The sequence below is a fragment of the Nonomuraea sp. NPDC049625 genome, assembly GCF_040675285.1.
Classification (GTDB): Bacteria; Actinomycetota; Actinomycetes; order Streptosporangiales; family Streptosporangiaceae; genus Nonomuraea; species Nonomuraea angiospora_A.
The window spans coordinates 73,148-91,365 of record NZ_JBFAOQ010000030.1 but is presented as its reverse complement, the minus strand read 5'-3'; the positions used below and the strand labels follow the sequence as shown (position 1 = coordinate 91,365).

Annotated in this window: 16 protein-coding genes; 5 read left to right on the top strand and 11 right to left on the bottom strand. The window is 68.3% G+C overall.

Features of this window, described 5'->3' with window-relative positions; all coding sequences use genetic code 11:
• Nucleotides 1-4,358, bottom strand: a 4,358-nt coding sequence (locus AB0J87_RS60365) for a WD40 repeat domain-containing protein (RefSeq protein WP_363984491.1), incomplete at its 3' end; no start/stop codon positions are given.
• Between the two features lie 501 nt (nt 4,359-4,859).
• Between AB0J87_RS60365 and AB0J87_RS60360 the strand changes: the two genes are divergently transcribed.
• The 3 genes from AB0J87_RS60360 (at nt 4,860) to AB0J87_RS60350 (ending at nt 6,976) form a co-directional block, all read left to right on the top strand.
• On the top strand, nt 4,860-4,991 hold the full coding sequence (locus tag AB0J87_RS60360; RefSeq protein WP_363984489.1) for a hypothetical protein: 132 nt from the start codon (nt 4,860-4,862) through the stop codon (nt 4,989-4,991).
• Nucleotides 4,992-5,920: 929 nt separating this feature from the next.
• Complete coding sequence (locus tag AB0J87_RS60355) at nt 5,921-6,640, top strand: DUF1524 domain-containing protein (protein WP_363984487.1); 720 nt, start codon at nt 5,921-5,923, stop codon at nt 6,638-6,640.
• Between the two features lie 93 nt (nt 6,641-6,733).
• Nucleotides 6,734-6,976, top strand: a complete 243-nt coding sequence (locus tag AB0J87_RS60350) for a hypothetical protein (RefSeq protein ID WP_363984485.1) — start codon at nt 6,734-6,736, stop codon at nt 6,974-6,976.
• 185 nt (nt 6,977-7,161) lie between these two features.
• Here the strand turns inward: AB0J87_RS60350 and AB0J87_RS60345 are convergent, their stop codons facing one another.
• The 5 genes from AB0J87_RS60345 to AB0J87_RS60325 all read right to left on the bottom strand — a co-directional run bounded on the left by AB0J87_RS60345 (nt 7,162) and on the right by AB0J87_RS60325 (nt 11,320).
• The gene (locus AB0J87_RS60345) at nt 7,162-7,914 is read right to left on the bottom strand and encodes a helix-turn-helix domain-containing protein (protein ID WP_363984483.1); all 753 of its coding nucleotides are present in this window, start codon (nt 7,912-7,914) and stop codon (nt 7,162-7,164) included.
• Nucleotides 7,911-8,138: a hypothetical protein gene (locus AB0J87_RS60340; protein WP_355209028.1), complete on the bottom strand. Its 228-nt coding sequence runs from the start codon at nt 8,136-8,138 to the stop codon at nt 7,911-7,913. Before AB0J87_RS60340 ends, AB0J87_RS60345 begins: the two co-directional genes overlap by 4 nt.
• A gap of 496 nt (nt 8,139-8,634) precedes the next feature.
• Nucleotides 8,635-9,597 (bottom strand): pentapeptide repeat-containing protein, encoded by a 963-nt coding sequence (locus AB0J87_RS60335; protein WP_363984481.1) that lies wholly within the window; start codon nt 9,595-9,597, stop codon nt 8,635-8,637.
• On the bottom strand, nt 9,584-10,030 hold the full coding sequence (locus AB0J87_RS60330; RefSeq protein ID WP_363984479.1) for a hypothetical protein: 447 nt from the start codon (nt 10,028-10,030) through the stop codon (nt 9,584-9,586). Before AB0J87_RS60330 ends, AB0J87_RS60335 begins: the two co-directional genes overlap by 14 nt.
• Before the next feature lie 450 nt (nt 10,031-10,480).
• Nucleotides 10,481-11,320, bottom strand: a complete 840-nt coding sequence (locus tag AB0J87_RS60325; RefSeq protein ID WP_363984477.1) for a helix-turn-helix domain-containing protein — start codon at nt 11,318-11,320, stop codon at nt 10,481-10,483.
• A gap of 419 nt (nt 11,321-11,739) precedes the next feature.
• Between AB0J87_RS60325 and AB0J87_RS60320 the strand changes: the two genes are divergently transcribed.
• Nucleotides 11,740-12,714 carry a recombinase family protein gene (locus tag AB0J87_RS60320; RefSeq protein ID WP_363984475.1) on the top strand — a complete coding sequence of 325 codons (975 nt, stop codon included), beginning with the start codon at nt 11,740-11,742 and terminating at the stop codon, nt 12,712-12,714.
• Between the two features lie 358 nt (nt 12,715-13,072).
• Nucleotides 13,073-13,375, top strand: coding sequence for a tetratricopeptide repeat protein (locus tag AB0J87_RS60315; protein WP_363984473.1), 303 nt, complete (start codon nt 13,073-13,075; stop codon nt 13,373-13,375).
• An 808-nt stretch (nt 13,376-14,183) separates the two neighbouring features.
• Here the strand turns inward: AB0J87_RS60315 and AB0J87_RS60310 are convergent.
• From AB0J87_RS60310 to AB0J87_RS60290, 5 genes are all read right to left on the bottom strand, one after another.
• Nucleotides 14,184-14,903 carry a type II toxin-antitoxin system Phd/YefM family antitoxin gene (locus tag AB0J87_RS60310; protein WP_363984471.1) on the bottom strand — a complete coding sequence of 240 codons (720 nt, stop codon included), beginning with the start codon at nt 14,901-14,903 and terminating at the stop codon, nt 14,184-14,186.
• Nucleotides 14,904-15,261: 358 nt separating this feature from the next.
• A complete protein-coding gene (locus AB0J87_RS60305; protein ID WP_363984469.1) occupies nt 15,262-15,978 on the bottom strand; it encodes a hypothetical protein in 717 nt (238 codons plus the stop codon).
• The gene (locus AB0J87_RS60300) at nt 15,978-16,328 is read right to left on the bottom strand and encodes a helix-turn-helix transcriptional regulator (RefSeq protein WP_363984467.1); all 351 of its coding nucleotides are present in this window, start codon (nt 16,326-16,328) and stop codon (nt 15,978-15,980) included. The genes AB0J87_RS60305 and AB0J87_RS60300 overlap by 1 nt, the downstream gene beginning before the upstream one ends.
• Nucleotides 16,329-16,510: 182 nt before the next feature.
• A complete protein-coding gene (locus AB0J87_RS60295) occupies nt 16,511-16,732 on the bottom strand; it encodes a hypothetical protein (protein ID WP_363984465.1) in 222 nt (73 codons plus the stop codon).
• A 473-nt stretch (nt 16,733-17,205) separates the two neighbouring features.
• Nucleotides 17,206-17,799, bottom strand: a complete 594-nt coding sequence (locus tag AB0J87_RS60290; RefSeq protein ID WP_363984463.1) for a hypothetical protein — start codon at nt 17,797-17,799, stop codon at nt 17,206-17,208.
• Nucleotides 17,800-18,218 lie beyond the last annotated feature (419 nt).

The following is an 18,218-nucleotide window of genomic DNA, read 5'->3' as shown; positions in this document are numbered from 1 at the left end:
GTCCCGTCCGGAGAAAAGACCACCGAGCCCACCGAGCCGGTGTGGCCGGTCAAGGGGTTGCCGATCGGCCTGCCGGTGCGGGCATCCCACAGCCGCACGGTCCTATCGATACTGCCGCTGGCCAGCCGCGTCCCGTCCGGAGAAAAGACCACCGAGAACACCGCTCTGGTGTGGCCGATCAGCGGGTTGCCGATCGGCCTGCCGGTGCGGGCATCCCACAGCCGCACGGTCCCATCGTCGCTGCCGCTGGCCAGCCGCGTCCCGTCCGGAGAAAAGACCACCGAGCCCACCGAGCCGGTGTGGCCGGTCAAGGGGTTGCCGATCGGCCTGCCGGTGCGGGCATCCCACAGCCGCACCGTACCGTCCTCACCGGCGCTGGCCAGCCGCATCCCATCCGGGGAGAAGACCACCGAGAACACCCAGCCAATGTGGCCGGTCAGCGGTTTGCCGATCGGCCTGCCGGTGCGGGCATCCCACAGCCGCACGGTCTCGTCGTCCATGCCGCCACTGGCCAGACGCGCCCCGTCCGGAGAGAAGGCCACCGAGAACACATCGTCGATGTGGCCGGTCGACACTTTTCCCATCGGCCTGCCGGTGCGGGCATCCCACAGCCGCACGGTCCCGTCGTCCATGCCCCCACTGGCCAGACGCGCCCCGTCCGGAGAGAAGGCCACGAAGAGCACATCGTCGATGTGGCCGATCGAGGAACTGCCGATCGGCCTTCCGATGCGGGCGCTCCAGATCCGCACCGTCCCGTCGCCGCCAGCGCTGGCCAGCCGCGTCCCGTCCGGGGAGAAGACCACCGAGGACACCGAGTCGGTGTGGCCGGTCAGCGGTTTGCCGATCGGCCTGCCGGTGCGGGCATCCCACAGCCGCACCGTACCGTCCTGACCGGCGCTGGCCAGCCGCATCCCATCCGGGGAGAAGGCCACCTCGTTCGCCCAGCTGGTGTGGCCGGTCAGCGGTTTGCCGATCGGCCTGCCGGTGCGGGCATCCCAGATCCGGACGGTCTTATCGATACTGCCGCTGGCCAGCCGCGTCCCGTCCGGGGAGAAGACCACCGAGAACACCGAGTCGGTGTGGCCGGTCAGCGGTTTGCCGATCGGCCTGCCGGTGCGGGCATCCCACAGCCGCACCGTGCTGTCCTCGCCGGCGCTGGCCAGCCGCGTCCCGTCCGGGGAGAAGACCACCGAGCGCACCCAGCTGGTGTGGCCGGTCAGCGGTTTGCCGATCGGCCTGCCGGTGCGGGCATCCCACAGCCGCACCGTGCTGTCCTCACCGGCGCTGGCCAGCCGCGTCCCATCCGGGGAGAAGACCACCGAGGACACCCGGTGGGTGTGGCCGGTCAGCGGTTTGCCGATCGGCCTGCCGGTGCGGGCATCCCACAGCCGCACCGTACCGTCCTGACCGGCGCTGGCCAGCCGCGTCCCATCCGGGGAGAAGACCACCGAGAACACCGAGCCGGTGTGGCCGGTCAGCGGTTTGCCGATCGGCCTGCCGGTGCGGGCATCCCAGATCCGGACGGTCTTATCGATACTGCCGCTGGCCAGCCGCGTCCCATCCGGGGAGAAGACCACCGAGAACACCGAGCCGGTGTGGCCGTTCAAGACGGCGCGTTGGGGGCGACTCAGCAGGGAAGCCATAGCCGCTGAGGCCTCGTCGGTGGGGAAGATTGACCAGGCGGCGGCAGCGAGCCGAGCAGAGATGGCGGGATCATCAGTTACGGGTTCGCCGTCGCTGTAACTGGCAACCCGCCGAGACACGATCTGAGCACTGCGCTCGAGAGCCACCATGCGTTGCTGGTTGGCGTCATCGCGTTGCTGGTTGGCGTCGTGGCCAGATCGAATGGCCGCCACTGCAGTGATGGCTGCGATCACCAGCAGGATGGTCAGCGCCCCGGCCGCTGATTGCCAACGGCGTCGAGTCCTCGCTTCGGCTCGGGCGCTGTCGTTTAGGAAGGTGGCGCTGGCATCGGAGAGCCTCAAAGCTGGGTGATGGCCGGGATCGGCTCGCCAGCGCCTGGTCGCACGTTGTGCGTCTTCGAGGCGGGATCCCCGGTACAAGAATGCGGAATTGCGGCCACGTTGTTCCCATTCGGCGGTGTCATGGATGATCTGGCCGTGCAGGATCCGATCATCCTGGTCGTCGGTCAGCCAGGTCCGCAGCCGTGGCCAGGTGGTCAGCAGCACATCATGGGCGAGTTCGACCGTTCCGGCCGGCGGCCTGTTTGCCGCGAAATCGCCTGCCGGTTCGGGGGGCCGCGCAGGAGAGTCGGGGACGGAGGCCTCGGCGCGGGAGCCGCGATCGGCTGAGCTTATGGCTAGTTGCGTTGCTGTGCTGGAGGCTGGTTCGGACGAAGGCGTGGTGGTGATGACTGAGGATGTGGTGATCAGCAGGCGGGCGGTGGTGAAGGCCTCGATGACCTGTTCGACCTGCTGCTCGCTGTCGTCTTGGCCGTTGTCGTCCTGGTCGGCGTGGCTGGCCTTGCCGCCCGGATCTGAGCGGACCAGGTCGGTCAGCTCAGGTACGGTGAGTCGGCGCCGGCTGATCCGCCCGTCGGCGCCGGTGATCGTCAGGGCCAGCAGGATCTGCTGCGCTATCCGCTGCTGCCGGTCATCCAGGCTCGTGTAGGTGTCCTCGGCGGTGTCAGTGACGGCGGAGGCCACCCCGCCCGCCCGGTCGTAGGCGGCGTAGGTCAGCCGGACGCCTTCGCGTTCGCTCCAGGTGCGGGCCATGGCCATCGACAGCAGCGGCAGCGCTCCCGCCTCACCCGCCCCTGCCAGGCTGACGGATTGGCCAGGCTGGGCGGTCTGCTGGGCGGCCGTGGCGCGCAGGTGGCCGATCAGGTCATCGACGATCTGCTTGGGCAGGCCGTCATCCACCCACAGCCCGGCCGTCGAAGCCGGTCCGGTGATGGCCAAGCGTAGTTCCTGCTCGCTCATCGGGCCCAGCACGAACATGTTCTCTTCCAGGGCATGGGCCAGCACGGGATGGGTGAAGCAGCGGTCGATGAAATCGGCCCGCACCGCGAGCACCACGATCCCGGTTGGCAGCGGGTCTGCCTGCCCGCCCGCCGCGACGCGGCTACCGCGGTCCTGACCTGGCCCGTCCACCGGCCCGGCCGATCGGCCCATCACGGAAGGCGGGCGGGTGGCAAGCGTTTGCAACGCGGCGAGAAACCCTTCAATGTCCCCGCTCTCGCCGGTATCGTCCTTCTCCCGAAGATCGGCGGCTGGGTCTGGGCGGCGGCTGGCCGAGGTCAGGGTGAACAGTTCCTCGAACTGGTCGACGATCACGATCAACCGGTCCACGCTGGCCCAGGTCTTCGCGGGTGCCCCCGTGCCGGCCGGGCGGCGGATCCGTTCACTGTCCAGGACCTGCCGGGCCCGCCGCACCACCGCTTTGGCGGGGTCGGCGCGCAGCTCGGCCAGGACCTGGTCGACGTCGGCATGGCAACGGACCGCCAGCTGCGTCGCCAGTTGCTGCAGCGGCCGGGGGCCGGGGGTGAAGGTGATCTGCGGCCAGCCGGTCGTGCCGTAGATCGCGGCTAGCGAGCTGGGTGCTGCCCTGCTCAGCCGGGGTAACAGCCCGGCGTGCAGCAGGGAGGACTTGCCCGCCCCCGACGCTCCGGTGACGATGATCGGCCCGTCCCCGGGATGGGTGATCACCATCGTCACCAGCCGGTCGACAGCCTGGCCCCGCCCATAAAACACCCTGGCCTGGGCGGGCCCGAACGGGGCCAGCCCCTGATACGGGCAGATCCCTGCCCAGGCCGCTGAGGGTCGCGCCGGCTGATCCGCCTGTCCGGAATCGGCCGCGGTCTGCGTGGCAGGCAGGTGCAGGGTCAGCTCGGCCAGCTGCTCGTGTACCTCCAGCAGCAGCGCGATCTGCCGCTGATCCTGGGAGCGGTCGAACCGGCGCTCGGCAACCTGCTGGGACAGGGCCTGCTGGATCTGCAGGACCGCGCCATCCAGCCCCCGTAACAGCCGGCCGAACCCGGCCACCTGCCCGCCCAGGCTGGCGAACCCGGCCATCAGTTCCCACAGCAGCTGCTCATGACCGCGGGCCACCACCTCGCCGACCATCACGGTGGCCGCGTCGATCCGCTCTAGCACCTGCGCGAGCGCCTCAGCCAGAGCCTCGGCCTGCTGATCTTGTGCCGCCAGCACCTGCTCGATCCGGGCAGCGATCTCCGCGCGCACCTGCTCGACAAAGGCCGCGTCCCCCGCCTGCAGGCCGAACGTGGCATCGGGTCCGCACCCGCCGCCCGGAGCTGCCGACTGCGGCCCGGCAACTGATCGCCTGCCGGTGTGGGCTCGGGCGGCGGTCAAGGAATCGCTGATGAGGGTGGCCAGCACGTTGGCTCCTACCGAGCCCACCACGTTTAACCCGGCCGCCGCCGCCGGCAGCCCCGGCTCGGCCAACGCGAGAGGGACCAGCGTGCTGGCGCACAACCCGGCCAGCATCGCCCGCGGCCCGGCCCACGCCGCGCCGCGTACCGACGCCGCGGAGGCTTGCCGGATCCAACGACGCGCACCGTCTTGAGCAATGACGACCTGCCCGGCTGCCTCACCCCCGCCACCACCCGGCACCGACGGCTCCATCTCGGCCGATCCGCTCACTTGGCCACCCCCACCACTCGCCACCGTCCCCGGCCCGTTCTGACACCCCTGACCAGACATGGCGGATCGACAGATCCCTAGACATATCGACCCACCCCCAACGGGCGCTACAACCTGTACCCGACTGGTCTCACAGAGATACGCCCAGCGCCGCTGGGGAGCGACTGGCACATCGCCGGGCTGCTGGCCGGGCTGCTGGCCGGGCTGCTGGCCGGGCTGCTGGTCGGGCAGGGCCGGGTGGAGGAGCTACGGGCGCGGGCCGACGCCGGAGACTGGCAGGCCGCCAGTCGGCTGGCTGACGCACTGGTCGCGCAGGGCCTGGTCGAGGAGGCCGTTCGGCTGCGGCGGGATGGGCTGGAGGCCGAGTAGCCCGTCAAGGCGATGTAGACGCGTGACCGGAGAATCCGCATTCGCTTCTGTCTGGTATAGAACCATCCATACCCCATATCCCGCTCGTCGCCGACGCGTCGATCAGGGCTGGTGACAGCCCCGTTAACGGCACCCCGAATGGCGAGCCGATCTCCGCGAGAGCCGCAAGCCCGTGCGCTACGCCCTGGGCTTGGTCGGGGCGAGCGTCCGCACCAGGTTCGAGGACCTGCTGCACCTGTTGTGGCTCACCTGCTGCTGGGTCCTAAGCACAGAACTGCGCACCTGGAGCCTGCTCATCCCGGTCATGGTGGCGGGACTGCACCAAATCATGCAGTCCCAAGGCTGGGGATCGGCGCTGTGGAGCCTGCCGACGGTATGGACCGTCCACGAGGTAGTGCGCCGTCTCCGCCAGCGTTGGAACGTGACAGCCCAGCGGCCCGGCCTCTGGCGACGCAGCATCGGCCGCCATGCCCGTCCCCGTGACGGCTCATCCAGTCGCAGATGAATCACGCGGTGGGCCACCGCCTGCGATGTCAGTCGGTGTCACATCCCCACTCAGGCGCCGGTCCCGGTTTCTCCGAGGTGATCGGTACCCCACGCAAGTGGGGGTGGTGACCCCGCCCACGTTCGCCTGCCAGCACATGCCCGGCGGCACCGTGATTTCGATCGCCGGCGACATGGACACCGCAGGCGCCGCCCAGATGGACGCCTTCATCAGCCGGGCGCGCCAGGCCCGTCCTAGCCGTGCACCACAGCGTGGAACAGGCCATCCTCGCCGCGCTGCACGCGAGCCGAGTCCCCCGACGTGCACGGTGACAGCGTCGGGGAAACCGAACGGTCACCACGCCGGTAGAGGGCTGCCCTTACATAGATCACTACATTAGGTAGTTGTCTATTCACTCTTTGTGGTTGCCTGTGAGAGGACCGGCATGCCTCACCCCCCACGGTGTCACTCCCTTGTCAGCACCACCCTCACCGGCGCGACCCTCCTGGCCAGCGTGACCCTGATGGCCACCACCCCCGATCCCGCGGCCGCGAGCTCTGCCCAGCACACGCCCCGGGCCGCGGCACAGCGCGCGCAAGGACCGCTGCTTGCTGACGCGGTCGCCATGCTGCCGGTGGCCGCCGAGCGGCGCGAGGGCTACCAGCGCACCAGCTTCCGGCACTGGGTCGACGCCGATCGCGACGGCTGCAACACCCGCGCCGAGGTCCTCCTCGACGAAGCCATCACCCCGCCCCAGATCGGGGCAGGCTGCCGGCTGTCGGGAGGGCAGTGGTACTCGTATTACGACGATCAGTACGTCGATGACCCGGCCGGGCTCGACGTCGACCACCTGGTCCCACTGGCCGAAGCCTGGGATTCGGGCGCCTACGACTGGACCGCCGCCCAGCGCCAGGACTACGCCAACGACCTGGACGAGCCCTGGCACCTGGTCGCCGTCACCGCCCGCTCCAACCGGCAGAAAGCCGACCAGGACCCCTCCACCTGGCAACCGCCGTACGAGCCCGCGCGCTGCCGGTATGCCGCCGAGTGGACCGCGATCAAGATCCACTGGCGGCTGTCCATCGACCCTGTCGAGCAGCAGGCCCTGACCGACCTCGCCGACGCCTGCCCCGACCAACGCCTACCCACGACGGACCAGCCCTGATTCACCGCTGACCGGAGAAACGGCGGGTGGGTTGGCCTTGAGCTTCGCGAAACACTGTGCGCGCGAGCCGGGTCGCCGCGTACGGTCACAGCCGTGACCCTTGCTCCCCCGGGACCACCCACCCGCGACCCGGTCGACGTTGCCGCTGACGCCTGCCGGCGCTTCGCCACGCACCTGGACCTGCTGACGCACCAGCTCGGCGAAGCCGCTCTGGAAGCAGGAGATCATGAGCGCCTGGCCGCCGCCCTGGAGGCGGTCGAGAAGGCGGCCGCCAACATGGCCGCGGCCGTCAACGGCTGCCGTCTCGACGGCACAGAGGACGACCACGGCCGCTGACGGAAGACGCTGCAGCACGTGTGGATCTGTGCCGAGGCTGTGGCCTGGTCCGGGCCGATCGCGTCCCCTCCCTGGTCTTGAACGTCGGGAGGGTGCGCCAGACCGGGAGCGGCGGCGCAACGTTGCTCCGCCACTCCAGGCGAGCGACAGGGGTGAACCGTGTGGTCGACCCTCTTGGGTGACTTTTAGCTGACGCGCCACTGGTCGGCGGTGGCCAGGTGGGTGACGCTGGTGGCGGTCCTGGCCATCCGTACGCGGCGCCAGGCTGTCGTCCAAATGGTCAAGTCTTCTTCACCGCCGCCACAGCCGTAGATGAAGGCTGTGACGACCTTCAGCGTCGGCAAGCGGGCGGGTTTGTTTGGGTCGAGCGCCTCGCACAACGTGCTGGCTCCCACGGTCTTGCCTGCGTTGAGGGCGATTTCGCGGTAAGACGGCTCGCCCGCCCAGACGTGGAACTCCCTCATCGCCGACAAGAATTCCTCCTTGGACGTGGCGGTCAACGGGTCCGGCTGCAACTCGTAGCCCGCCACATCCTGGCGAAGCCGGTGGATGTCGTTCTGCGTACTGGCCCTGACGACGATGTGCCTTGACCGCTCAGGTCCATCGGGATGCTGAAGCTGCTCCCAACACCGGCGGATATACCGACGATGGAATGCCTGCGCATCGAGGGCATCAAGGAGCCGTTCGAGCATCGAAAGCGGTGGTACCACACGCCCCTGAAGGAGGCCCTCGATGAGGGCATCCCTCATCCCGGTGCGCGCGGACAGTTCGGAGGGGCCCATGCCTCGGGCGGCTATCAGTTCCAGGAGTCTGCGGATTATGTCCTGGTGTGCGGAGGAGGATCCGGGAGCGACGTAATAGGTAGCGGCGTTGGTGTCGAACAGCGCGGGCTGCGCGGGCAATGGCCGCTTGGGAAGACGGTGCGCGGGCGTGGTCACTGTGCCTGCCGGGGCTCACCTGCGGCGAAGGTGTGCTGCTTCGTGGAGGGTATGCCGAAGAGCTGAAGCGCCGCGGTGGTAACGGTGGTGATCAGCAGCACGATGACGTCGGTGGTCATGCCGATCACGTGCGCCACAGTCGCGAAGACCAACAGGATGATGACGAGGATCAGCCACGCGGGGACGTTGCCAATGCCGGGGATACGAATGCACACAGCGCGCATGCGCAACACCGCCTTTCATGTCGTGTTCGCCTGAGCAGGCAGGGGGTAATTGCTGTCGCGGCCAGAGGCTGCAACCCCTTCGGCGGTCGCGTATGCAGCCAATGATGGCGCATTGTGCCTGCCATGCGCGTCCAGAACTGATTCCCCCAAAAGGTGCAAAACTCCTATTCCGCTCCAGCTCTGCCAGCCATGTGACCAGCGGCGTTCCCTGTAGTTCGGCGGCGTTCGAGAGCGTTCGGTCGTGTTCGGCAGCGTTCTAAGGTGCTCGGGCCTCCAGAAAGAGGGCTAGGAAGACAACACAATGGTTCCCAAGAACGGAAACAGACAGTGTGCTTGCTGGTGTTATCCGTGCTGTCCCATTGAGACGGGGCCCTTTGATGTCACGTTGTCTGAGCAGGCAGGGATATCGAAGGCTGTGGGGTCCGCTGCTGCAACAGCGGGCCCCTCTCATCACCCGCATCCTGCCTGCATGATCATGCAGGCACGCCTGGGCGTTTCAGGCATGGACCGGGGCGCTGTCCGAGGCACCCTCCGCACGGACCCGCAGCCGCCCGTCTGGCAGTTGCTCGGAGGCCGCTCGCAGGCGCGCCTCCCACTCACCTGTGGGCCACAGGGTCCGCTCACTCCAGACCACACCGACGAAATTCGCGCCGGCCAGGTCCGCGCGGGTGAGGTTCGCGCCGGTCAGGTCCACTCGGGTCAGGACCGCGTCGACCAAGTCTGCGTCGGTCAGGTCCGCGCGGGTGAGGTTCGCGCCGGTCAGGTCCACTCGGGTCAGGTCCGCGTCGATCAGGTCCGCGTCGGTCAGGTCCGCGCGGATCAGGTCCGCGTCGGTCAGGTTCGCACCCATCAGGTCCGCGCCGGTCAGGTCTGCACCGACCAGGTTCGCGCGGGTCAAGACCGCGGCGGTTAGGTGCGCGCCGTTCAGGTTCGCGCCGTTCAGGTTCGCGCCAGCCAGGCCCGCTCGGGTCACGTACGCGCCGGTCAGGTTCGCGCTGGGCAGCTGCGCGTCGGTCAGGTTCGTGCGGGTGAGCTTCGCGCGGATCAGGACCGCGTCGACCAGATACGCGCGGTTCAGGGTCGCGGCGCTCAGGTTCGCGTCGCTCAGGTCCACTCGGGTCAGGTCCGCGTCGACCAGGTTCGCGCCGGTCAGGTTCGCGCCGGTCAGGTCCGCGTCGGTCAGGTTCGCGCCGCCCAGGTTCGCACGGGTCAGGTTTGCGCAGGCGAGGTTCACGCGGGCCAGGTCCGCGTCGCTCAGGTCCGCGCGGGTCAGGTCCACGCCGAACAGGAGCGCGCCCGGCCAGATCGGGGGCCAGGAGTGCGCGAACGCAGGGGTGGTGCGGGCCCAGGCTCGCCACCACGACCGTCCGGGCTTGCGGTCGCCGCTCGGGCGGAAAGCGGGCGAGGTACGGGCGAAGGCCGTGATGAGCCGGCCCGCGAGTGAGTCAGCGCGCAGCATCGCTTTCTCCTACCTGCCTGGTGACCGGATCGGCCGATGACGCAGGCCCAGACCCCGGCCTGGACTGATCGCCCTGATCGGGAGCCGCGGCGGCCGGACCCATCTCGGCGGGTCTCGTCACGCCGCCGAAGGTGGGAAGGTTGGCCTGCACGGGGATCTGCTGGCTGAGCTTTTCCAGGATGAGCGGTGCGGCCGCTCCCAGCGCCAGGGCGATGAGGGGTGTCATGCCGTTGACCGACGCGCCGGCGGCGCCGGCCACCACCGCGCTGGCGGCCGCGCGGCCCAGCACTGAGACCAGATAGGGGCCGCCGCCCGGTCCGTACGGATAGCGCCAGGGCCAGCCGTGGCCCACCCGCCGCACCGCCTTGATGAAGTCGAGAGCCTCGATGGCGAGCCCACCGCCCAGCCCCCATAGCGCGAACATCCAGCCCATGCACTCGACCGTAGACGTGTCAGTCGGGAACGCCCACCGCCTTGGGCATCTCCGGCGTTGCTGGCCCTGCAGAGTGGGCCGCGGTCGGCGGCGAACGGGTCGCTGCGCCATTCCGGGACGGAACGAGATCATCGGGTCTCCCCCTGGCCGGCTTCGCCAAGGAGTTCTCTGTCGAGGCATGATGGTGGAGGACCCCACCTCGGTGAGACGGGGTCCTCAACGGGTTCCGCTGGCCACTTGATCGTCGTGATCGTGGTTCCTAGGCCGGGTATCAGCCGATCAGGCAGCGGAGCCCGAGGTCGATCAGGGAGACGATCATGCCGCCGGCCGCCGACGTGATGATCATTCCGAGCATGGTCGACGCTTCGATCTTGGGCTTACGGATCTTCACTTGGGGTTACTCCCTCCCTTCTTTCGGTTCGCCGTCATGGTGTCGTGGGGGCGCGTGTGTCATGCGGCGTCGGTGGTTTCCTCCTCGGGTTCCTCCTCCTGTGCGATCTTGACGCTGCGGTCGTAGGGCGGCGCGAGGGAGTACGGCGTGTGGCTGCTCACGCCGCTGGGGGCGGTGAAATCCACGAAGTACTCGGGTTCGGAGGCCGTGAGGATGCCGAACTCGTGCAGCTTGTTGATGCCGCGATACAGCGTCGAGGCGGAGATCCCGTAGTAGCCCGCGAACTTCTTGGTGCTGGGCAGGAAGAACTCGCGCTTGCGCAGGCTCATGGCGATCAGCAGGACGGCCTTGGCCGACATGTCGAGTTTCGTGAACGCGCCGCTGGTCCAATACTCGTAAGGCAGCTGGAAGTACACGTCGCGCCGGGACCCCCGGGAGCCGCTGGGCGGGGTGTACACGCGCTCGGACCCGTCCTCGAGCAACTTGGTGACCCGGGTGAACCTGCCGTCGGAGCAGCGCTTGATGAGCTTGTTGCGCTCCAGGGTGAGCCACAAGCGGGAGATGACAGCGCTGGCGCCGCCGTCGGTCTCGAATGAGGTGCCCGTAGCCCGCCCCCAGGTTTCGGCCCGCTCGGTGACGCTGTAATCGCCGCCCGAGGTAACGGCGTAGACCAGCATCAGCAGGTCGAAGGCGTGCTCGTTGCGGATGAGCTTGTGGAGTGGCCCGGGCACCTTGGGGGCCTCGGGGCCGGCGCCGTCGAGCTTTTGGACAAAGGCCCGGCGAATCGGGACGGTGTGATTGGTGCGCTTGGAGCGCCGCAGAAGCTCGGATATGGTCTCCTCCCGCGACAAGCGAGGCTTGCCTCGGGGGGTTGTGACCGGGGCGATTCGGCGGGTCATGCCTCAAGTGTGCGACGTGGTGCCTGCGCCCGCGGTCGACGGCGGTCAGGCTCTCTTGCGCCCTTTGACCGCGTTCGATGATTCCCGATGACGACTTAGAAAGACTGATGACAACTGTGTGAGTTCTGTGGGTGTTCGGGATTGAGGGAATCTGCTGTATGGGGGCAGAGTCGACAAAAGGATCATTCGCGTTTCAGATAGCGATCATGACGCTCTGAGGTCCTAATTCTCCACCTCTTCCTGTTGCTCACCTGAAAGGTTTGGATGGCTGGTCTTACCCACCTAGGAAGACTGACGGTGCCCTCCGGCTACCCACAGGCAGTGCTCTGACCCCCTGTAGATCCTTGGTGTCGACCACGTGAGCGCAGCGTGGGCTCGCGCATCATCGCCGGGGGCGGGAGCCGAGAGGCGTAGCACCCGTGACTGAGCCCGCTGAGCTGTTGAAAGGGATCCGCGTCCGCTACGCCCGGATCTCCACCCGGGCCCAGGACCACGCGGCGCAGGTGGAGTTGCTGAACGCGGCCGACTGCCGCGAGATCGTCGAGGAGACCATCTCGACTCGCCGCAAGGACCGTCCCAAGCTGCAGGCCGCCCTGGCGTCGCTGAAGGCCGGCGACACGCTGGTCGTCACCAAGCCGGACCGGGTCGAACGGTTCTCAGCGCCCAGTTCTCAACGACCAGTCACGGAACCCCGAATCGCCGGGTGCGGGGGTCTCGGGCTCCCGCACCCGGCGGTTGTTGGGCTATCTGTCCTCGGCGCTTGGGTCTGCTGGTGGCAGTGGCACCGATCTGACCTCCTCGATCTTGATCACGACGGGGGTGGTACGGTCCGCCTCACGCAAGGCGGTCAGGTAGCCCTGGACCCGGCGGCCCAACAGCAGCCCAGTAAGGCACACCACCCGTGCGAACATGCGCGGATCGTCACGCAAGAGCGAGATCGTAACTACGACGCATGCGAGTACGGTGAGTGCCCCGAGGAATGCCACAGCCGGCAGAAGCGCACCACTCAGCGCCAGGGCGCTAGCGGTACCGCTGACGCCTACCGCGCTCGCGACCCGGGCCCACAACGCCTTGCCCGTGAGCGGAGATGCTCCGGTGTCGCCGGAGCTCTCCGGTACGGCAGCCACGCCCGGCCCTCTACCAACCACCCGGCCGACCAGCGGCCGCGGTGTCCGGGTCGGGCGGCCCCTCGCCGCAGTCGGCGCGCTGTTCTTCGCAGGAGGCGACTGCGGCCGCCTCCTTCTTCCCCCGAGTGTTGGCCATCGTTGTTCCCCTCGCGTTCTGGCAGGTCAGACCGCCTGACACTGCCGTCCGGCACCGGGGATCAGGTTGCACACTGGACTGAATACTTTGCTTATTACTCCGAGCACTGGTTACTCTGCAGGTGGATGTAGCAGGTACTTAGCGCCCGGATCCAGTGTCTGATCCCGGTGTATTGCCTGGTCAAGGGCCCGGAAGGCGCTGCAATCGCCTTCCGGGCTCTCGCATTCTCACCACTCTTGTGTGCGCCATCCCCCTCCGACAGAGTCGGTGGACACCGAAACACAAGGTGTGGTGAACTACATCGGTGTAACTACTACATGTTGTGATCCAACCGTAGAAACGCGGAACCATGAACGCAAGTTGACGACCGGTTGTCCGACGTTGTCGCAGGTCACGCCATGACCGTCCCTTATGTCCCGGGCACATCACTGAGGGTTACCTAAGTCCGACATTAGGTCATTTGCCGCTCGTTTCTCCTCAAATCGCCCGGTGCTGCGTGCATGCTGCGACGGTCGCGATGCGTTCATCGCGATCGGACGCCGGTGTGCGGCCCGCAACAACCTGGCCTACGCCTACCGGGAGGTGGGGGATTTGGGTCGGGCCATTCCGCTATGCGAGTCGACGCTGGCCGACTGTGAGCGGGTGCTGGGGGCGGATCATCCTTTGACGAAGATTGTGCGGGCCAACAGGGTCCCCGTAGTTTCAGTTGGAAATCCAAAACAGATATGCCTCTGGCCTGCATTGACAGACAGGGCTCAGGTCTGGCCTATCAGCCTGAGACCCTATGTATAAGCGCAGGTGAGAGGCATATCCGTTGGATCCTGCGCCATTACTGCCGGGACCCCAGGACTGCACGAGTACCTCCGGTTAGTCACCAGAGGTGAGCGGCGGGTCGAACGGCCGCAAGATCCAGAGCATGAGGGCCAGCACGATGGGCCTGGCGATGAGCTCCCAGGCGCCTCCCACTGCGCCACAGTGGCGATGGCGACCACCGCCCAGGCGGCGATGATCTGCCGGCGTGCCCGGTAGCCGCGATGCCAGTCCTGGACCGACAGTGCCAGCACGACGAGGCCAGCGCCCAGACAGAGCGCCACCACCCACGCCCAGAACGCCGACTGTTCAAGCCCGTGCGGGGGCTGCGCCCAGGCCAGCACGTCGGGAAACGAGAGCCCCCACCATCAAGACCGCTCCGAGTCCGAAGCCCGTGATGTGAATGGCCAGGTGCATCCGCCGTGTCCAGCGCGACTCCACCGGCGCGCGCAACGGAGCTTCCGTCGCGGCAGGCCGACCATCTCGGTCGACCGGGTCGCGCCGGGGGAGTGGGCGGGCTCGTCACGGTCGTGACGGTACGCCGTGGCCCGCCCCGTGCGCAGTGTCAATAGAGAAACAGCGTGGGCGCCGTTCTTCGCCGAGACGCTGACCTGCGGCGCAGTTCTACACTGCGGCGGCCGCAGAGGTCTCGCCAACGCCGAGCTTGGCTCCAAGGCATGCCCGCTGACCTGCGGTAGCGCTTATTGACACGTCAGGGGGTTTCCGTGCAGCGCCTGCGCGCGTCCAGCGGGAGGCCGTGCACGCGTGCACGTGCACAACCTCGGGGGGTTCAGGCTTCGTCGTCGTCCCACAGGTCGTAGTCGTAGGGCTCGCCGCGAGCCAGCCGCTCCGCGCGCATCTTCTCGCGTTCGGCGTCGGTGATGCCGGTGATGTACTCCCACATGCTCACCCGCTGGACCTTGCCGCGGGCCAGGTCGTGCTGCAGCACGATCCGAGACGAGCGGCCCATTTCCGCTTCCTTGACCACCAAGGGGTCGGTCGCCTCCCACGGCACGCCGGCCCAGAAGGCGTTCTCGGCGATCTCGACGGCCGCCCGGTGCGCGGGGGAGCCGTGCTGGCGGGGCCCGTCGGCCAGGGGCTCCCAGCAGGAGGCGCACCGCACCCACGCCACCTTGTCCAGCTGGCCGACGTCGGTGTCGACGACCACGTCCTGCACGCCAGCGCCCGGGTCGGCGGTGTTGACCAGGGCGTTGACCACCGGCCCGGTGTAGGCGACCTGCAGGAAGGAGGACCTGCAGTACGGGCAGACCGGCACCCGCTTGGTCGCCTGCAACCGCTCGCCCAAGGCCTTCTCCTGCGCGCGCCGCTCCCGCTCGGCTTCCTGCTCGGCGAGGTGGCGCTGCCACACCTCGGCGGCCTCGACCGGCAGCAGCACGGCCTCGTTGCGGCCCGGGCCGCGCCGGGTCAACACGACCGGGTCACCGCCGCCGGCCGCTTCGATGAGGTCTGCCAGGCGGGCGCGGGCGTCCCGGATCCCGATCTTCTTCATAATCCGCATTGTGTACACAACCCGGCGCCGGCCGGACGGGAACCCACGCACCGCCTGGGCTCCCGCTGGACTGCCCCGGCGTGGCCCGGGGAAGTCCTTTGTGTACACAACCGAACGCCATTCATGATCGTTTGACGCTAAGGCGAGCGGCGCCGGGGCCTGCGGGGCGTCGACCGCACGCGCCGCGGCGATGGCGCGGGCCTGGTCCACGAGCTCCGCCCGGCGGGCCGCGTTGGCCGCGTTGCGGGCGTCGCCTGCGGCCAGGAGCGCGGCGTGTCCGGTGCCAGCGTCGTCCACCGCGATGATCGGTGGCGGAGCGATCTCCACAACGCGCCTGCCGGGCGGCCCACCGCGTGATTCATCTGCGGCTGGATGAGCCGTCACGGGGACGGGCATGGCGGCCGATGCTGCGTCGCCAGAGGCCGGGCCGCTGGGCTGTCACGTTCCAACGCTGGCGGAGACGGCGCACTACCTCGTGGACGGTCCATACCGTCGGCAGGCTCCACAGCGCCGATCCCCAGCCTTGGGACTGCATGATTTGGTGCAGTCCCGCCACCATGACCGGGATGAGCAGGCTCCAGGTGCGCAGTTCTGTGCTTAGGACCCAGCAGCAGGTGAGCCACAACAGGTGCAGCAGGTCCTCGAACCTGGTGCGGACGCTCGCCCCGACCAAGCCCAGGGCGTAGCGCACGGGCTTGCGGCTCTCGCGGAGATCGGCTCGCCATTCCTGCTGGCGGAAGCGGCGCGCCGAGCCGGCGATCAGGACGGCGATCGTGCACAGGCCACAGATGAGCATCTGCCGTGGAGAGAAGCGCTGCCGCAGCGTAGGCGCGATGGCCACAGGGGCTGCCGACCGGGGCTGGGCGTCAGCGTGGACCTTGGCCAGCGCACCGACTGCCGCCGCGGTGCCACCCATCGCGGCGGCCAGCTGACCCAGGACGAACCAGAGCGTGGCGGAGGAGCTGAAGAGCAGCACCACGGCGCCGGTGACCGACAAGGCGCCGCCGAAGTACAGCGCCGCGGCCGCCAGCTGGCGCTGACGACGCGTCTGGTCGACGAACGAGTAGGAGCGCACTAATCCTCACCGGGGGAGCCCGCCGAGCGGAGCCAGGCGGGGCGGAGCTGGGCGCCACGGCGCTTGCTGCTACGAGCCAGCGCTTCGGCGTACATCTGCCGCCCGGTATCGGAGATGGTGTACAGCCGCCGGGCGGGTCTGGCGTGCGGAGTGTCCGCTTCCCACTGCCCGGTGATCCAGCCTGCCTGTTCCAGGCGTTCCAGGATCGGGTACACCGTGCTGGGGCCAAGGTCGGTCTCGGCGCAGATCCGGTAGCCCCACGGCGGATCCTCCGCTTGGGCGGCCAGTAAGGCGTCGAGCACGAGCCGGACCGGCGTAGTGAGCCGTACCGGGCGAGTGGGCGTGGTCACACCGGGTCGCCTCCTTGTCAGTCGGGGACCCTATATCGAGAACGATAGTCACTCAATGTTATTAGTCGCAACTCTCGGTGTCGTACACCGGTTCGGTATGCCGGTCCGGCATGGCAGGCGCGTCTCGCTGGCGTCCACCATGCGCTGGTCGGGCCGGTGCTGACGGTCCAGGTCACATCCAGCTAGGAACTGTCGCCGGCGTGCTTGGCCAGCAGGCCGGCCAGCCGGTCCCGCAGCGGGGCTCGCACCACCGTGGCGGCGGCCGGGCGGGGCTCGGAACGCGAGGCGCGCTCGGCGATGGCGCGGGCCCGTTCCACGAGCTCCGCCCGGCGGACGGCGTTGGCCTCGTTGCGGGCGGCGTGGGCGGCCAGGAGCGCGGCGTGCCCGGCGCCGGCGTCATCCACCGCGATGGTAGGCGGCGGCGTGATCGCCAGCGCACTCTCGGCGGGCCGCTGAGGGCCGCGTGGAGCGCCGATCGCGTCCAGGTCGGTTGCGATGCCTTGGAGAGGGGTGCGAGCCGCTGGGGGCCACTGAGGGCTGTGTGGCCTCGGCGGGCTGGAGGCGGGCGTCCAGGCGGGCCCGTTCGGCGTCCAACCGCGGTTCGGTGGCCTGCCGGGCCAGCGGCGCAGCGGTCGTAGAGGCGAAACAAGCGATCGGCGATGACGGTTCGGTCGGGGTGTGGGGTGCGGGCCAGGGCGAGCAGGTCCAGCAGGGTCTTCCTCGGCATTCCATGCGGCAAGGATCGGCTTGCCGATCCGACCGAGCGCGTGCAGGTCATCGACCCGGCTGATCCACCACCTGCCGAGACTCAGCGCCGCCACGCCATCCGGCACGCCCCGGCTTCGGCTGAGTCTGCGCCAACACCGGCCACTAATGCTCATGTTGGGTTCGGTAGGTAGGTCCGCCAGGGGTAGCGCCCGGTGTAGTGCGACGGGGATGTGGGAAGCCGTATGACGGCGAGCATGCCTGTGGCGCGGTCAAGTCCGAACTGGTCGTCGGCTCCAATTGTGGTCGTGGCAGCGTAGGCAGCCTGCCTTTCCTCAGAGGGCTGGTCTTGATGGATCAGACCAACCTGGGTCCAGCCCAGCTCGTCATTGATCGCCCGATACAGGTCGGCGTCGTGGCGTGCGTGCTGCTCGTCGGCGGCGAGGACGTGGACGCCACCAAATTCCGGGTACTGCTGAGCGAACCGGCTGTACACGAAGATGGGAAACGCTGCGGCAAGAGCTCGATCACGGGCGGTGGGAAGAAACTCGGCCAGCCTTTGAATGTCACGGGTTGCCTTCTCGCTTCCTGCGGCCTCGTCGAGCATGAGGAGACCTGTGCCCATCTGCACGTCGCTCATGACGATCCCGGTTGAACGCAGGGTTGCTTCGCAGATCAACGCGACGAACTCTGTTGTGGTAAGACCGGCAACTTTCAGCGCGCTCTTCAGGAGGCGACCGTCTTTGCGTCGTCTGAACAGGCCCATTGGTCATCGATTCCCTTCGACTGGCCGCACGGGGAGCGGCGCCCGTGGCACAGGACCTACCTGCATGGTCTCGGGACCCCTCCCAGGCGGCCTTCTAAAGATCATGAGGGCCCACTCTGCCGAAAGCATCAGGACCGGTCCCGAAGTTAACGGGGTACCCCCAGGTCAGTGGGCCTCTGCCGTAGCGGTCTTCCAAACGTGGCCAACGCCGGATTTCGTTCCATCGCCTCGCGCCTCGCGCCTGCTTGATGTGTCTGGGAGCGGCCATGTCCCTGGGGGTTGAGCGGATCTACTACGGTCTGGGCTCTCCGAGCGATGGCGCTGCCGGTGTCGCCGCTGTATGGCGTCCCGCTCGAGACGACATGTCCTTCTCCCGTGTTCCCGAACTTGTGGGTGGCCCAGAACAGAAGAGGTGCGTG

Coding starts and splice junctions, on each gene's coding strand:
- AB0J87_RS60355 (WP_363984487.1), top strand. CDS start 5,921: ATGCCTCACCCCCCACGGTGTCACTCCCTTGTCAGCACCACCCTCACC.
- AB0J87_RS60340 (WP_355209028.1), bottom strand. CDS start 8,138: ATGCGCGCTGTGTGCATTCGTATCCCCGGCATTGGCAACGTCCCCGCG.
- AB0J87_RS60335 (WP_363984481.1), bottom strand. CDS start 9,597: ATGCTGCGCGCTGACTCACTCGCGGGCCGGCTCATCACGGCCTTCGCC.
- AB0J87_RS60330 (WP_363984479.1), bottom strand. CDS start 10,030: ATGGGCTGGATGTTCGCGCTATGGGGGCTGGGCGGTGGGCTCGCCATC.
- AB0J87_RS60325 (WP_363984477.1), bottom strand. CDS start 11,320: ATGACCCGCCGAATCGCCCCGGTCACAACCCCCCGAGGCAAGCCTCGC.
- AB0J87_RS60310 (WP_363984471.1), bottom strand. CDS start 14,903: ATGAAGAAGATCGGGATCCGGGACGCCCGCGCCCGCCTGGCAGACCTC.
- AB0J87_RS60290 (WP_363984463.1), bottom strand. CDS start 17,799: ATGGGCCTGTTCAGACGACGCAAAGACGGTCGCCTCCTGAAGAGCGCG.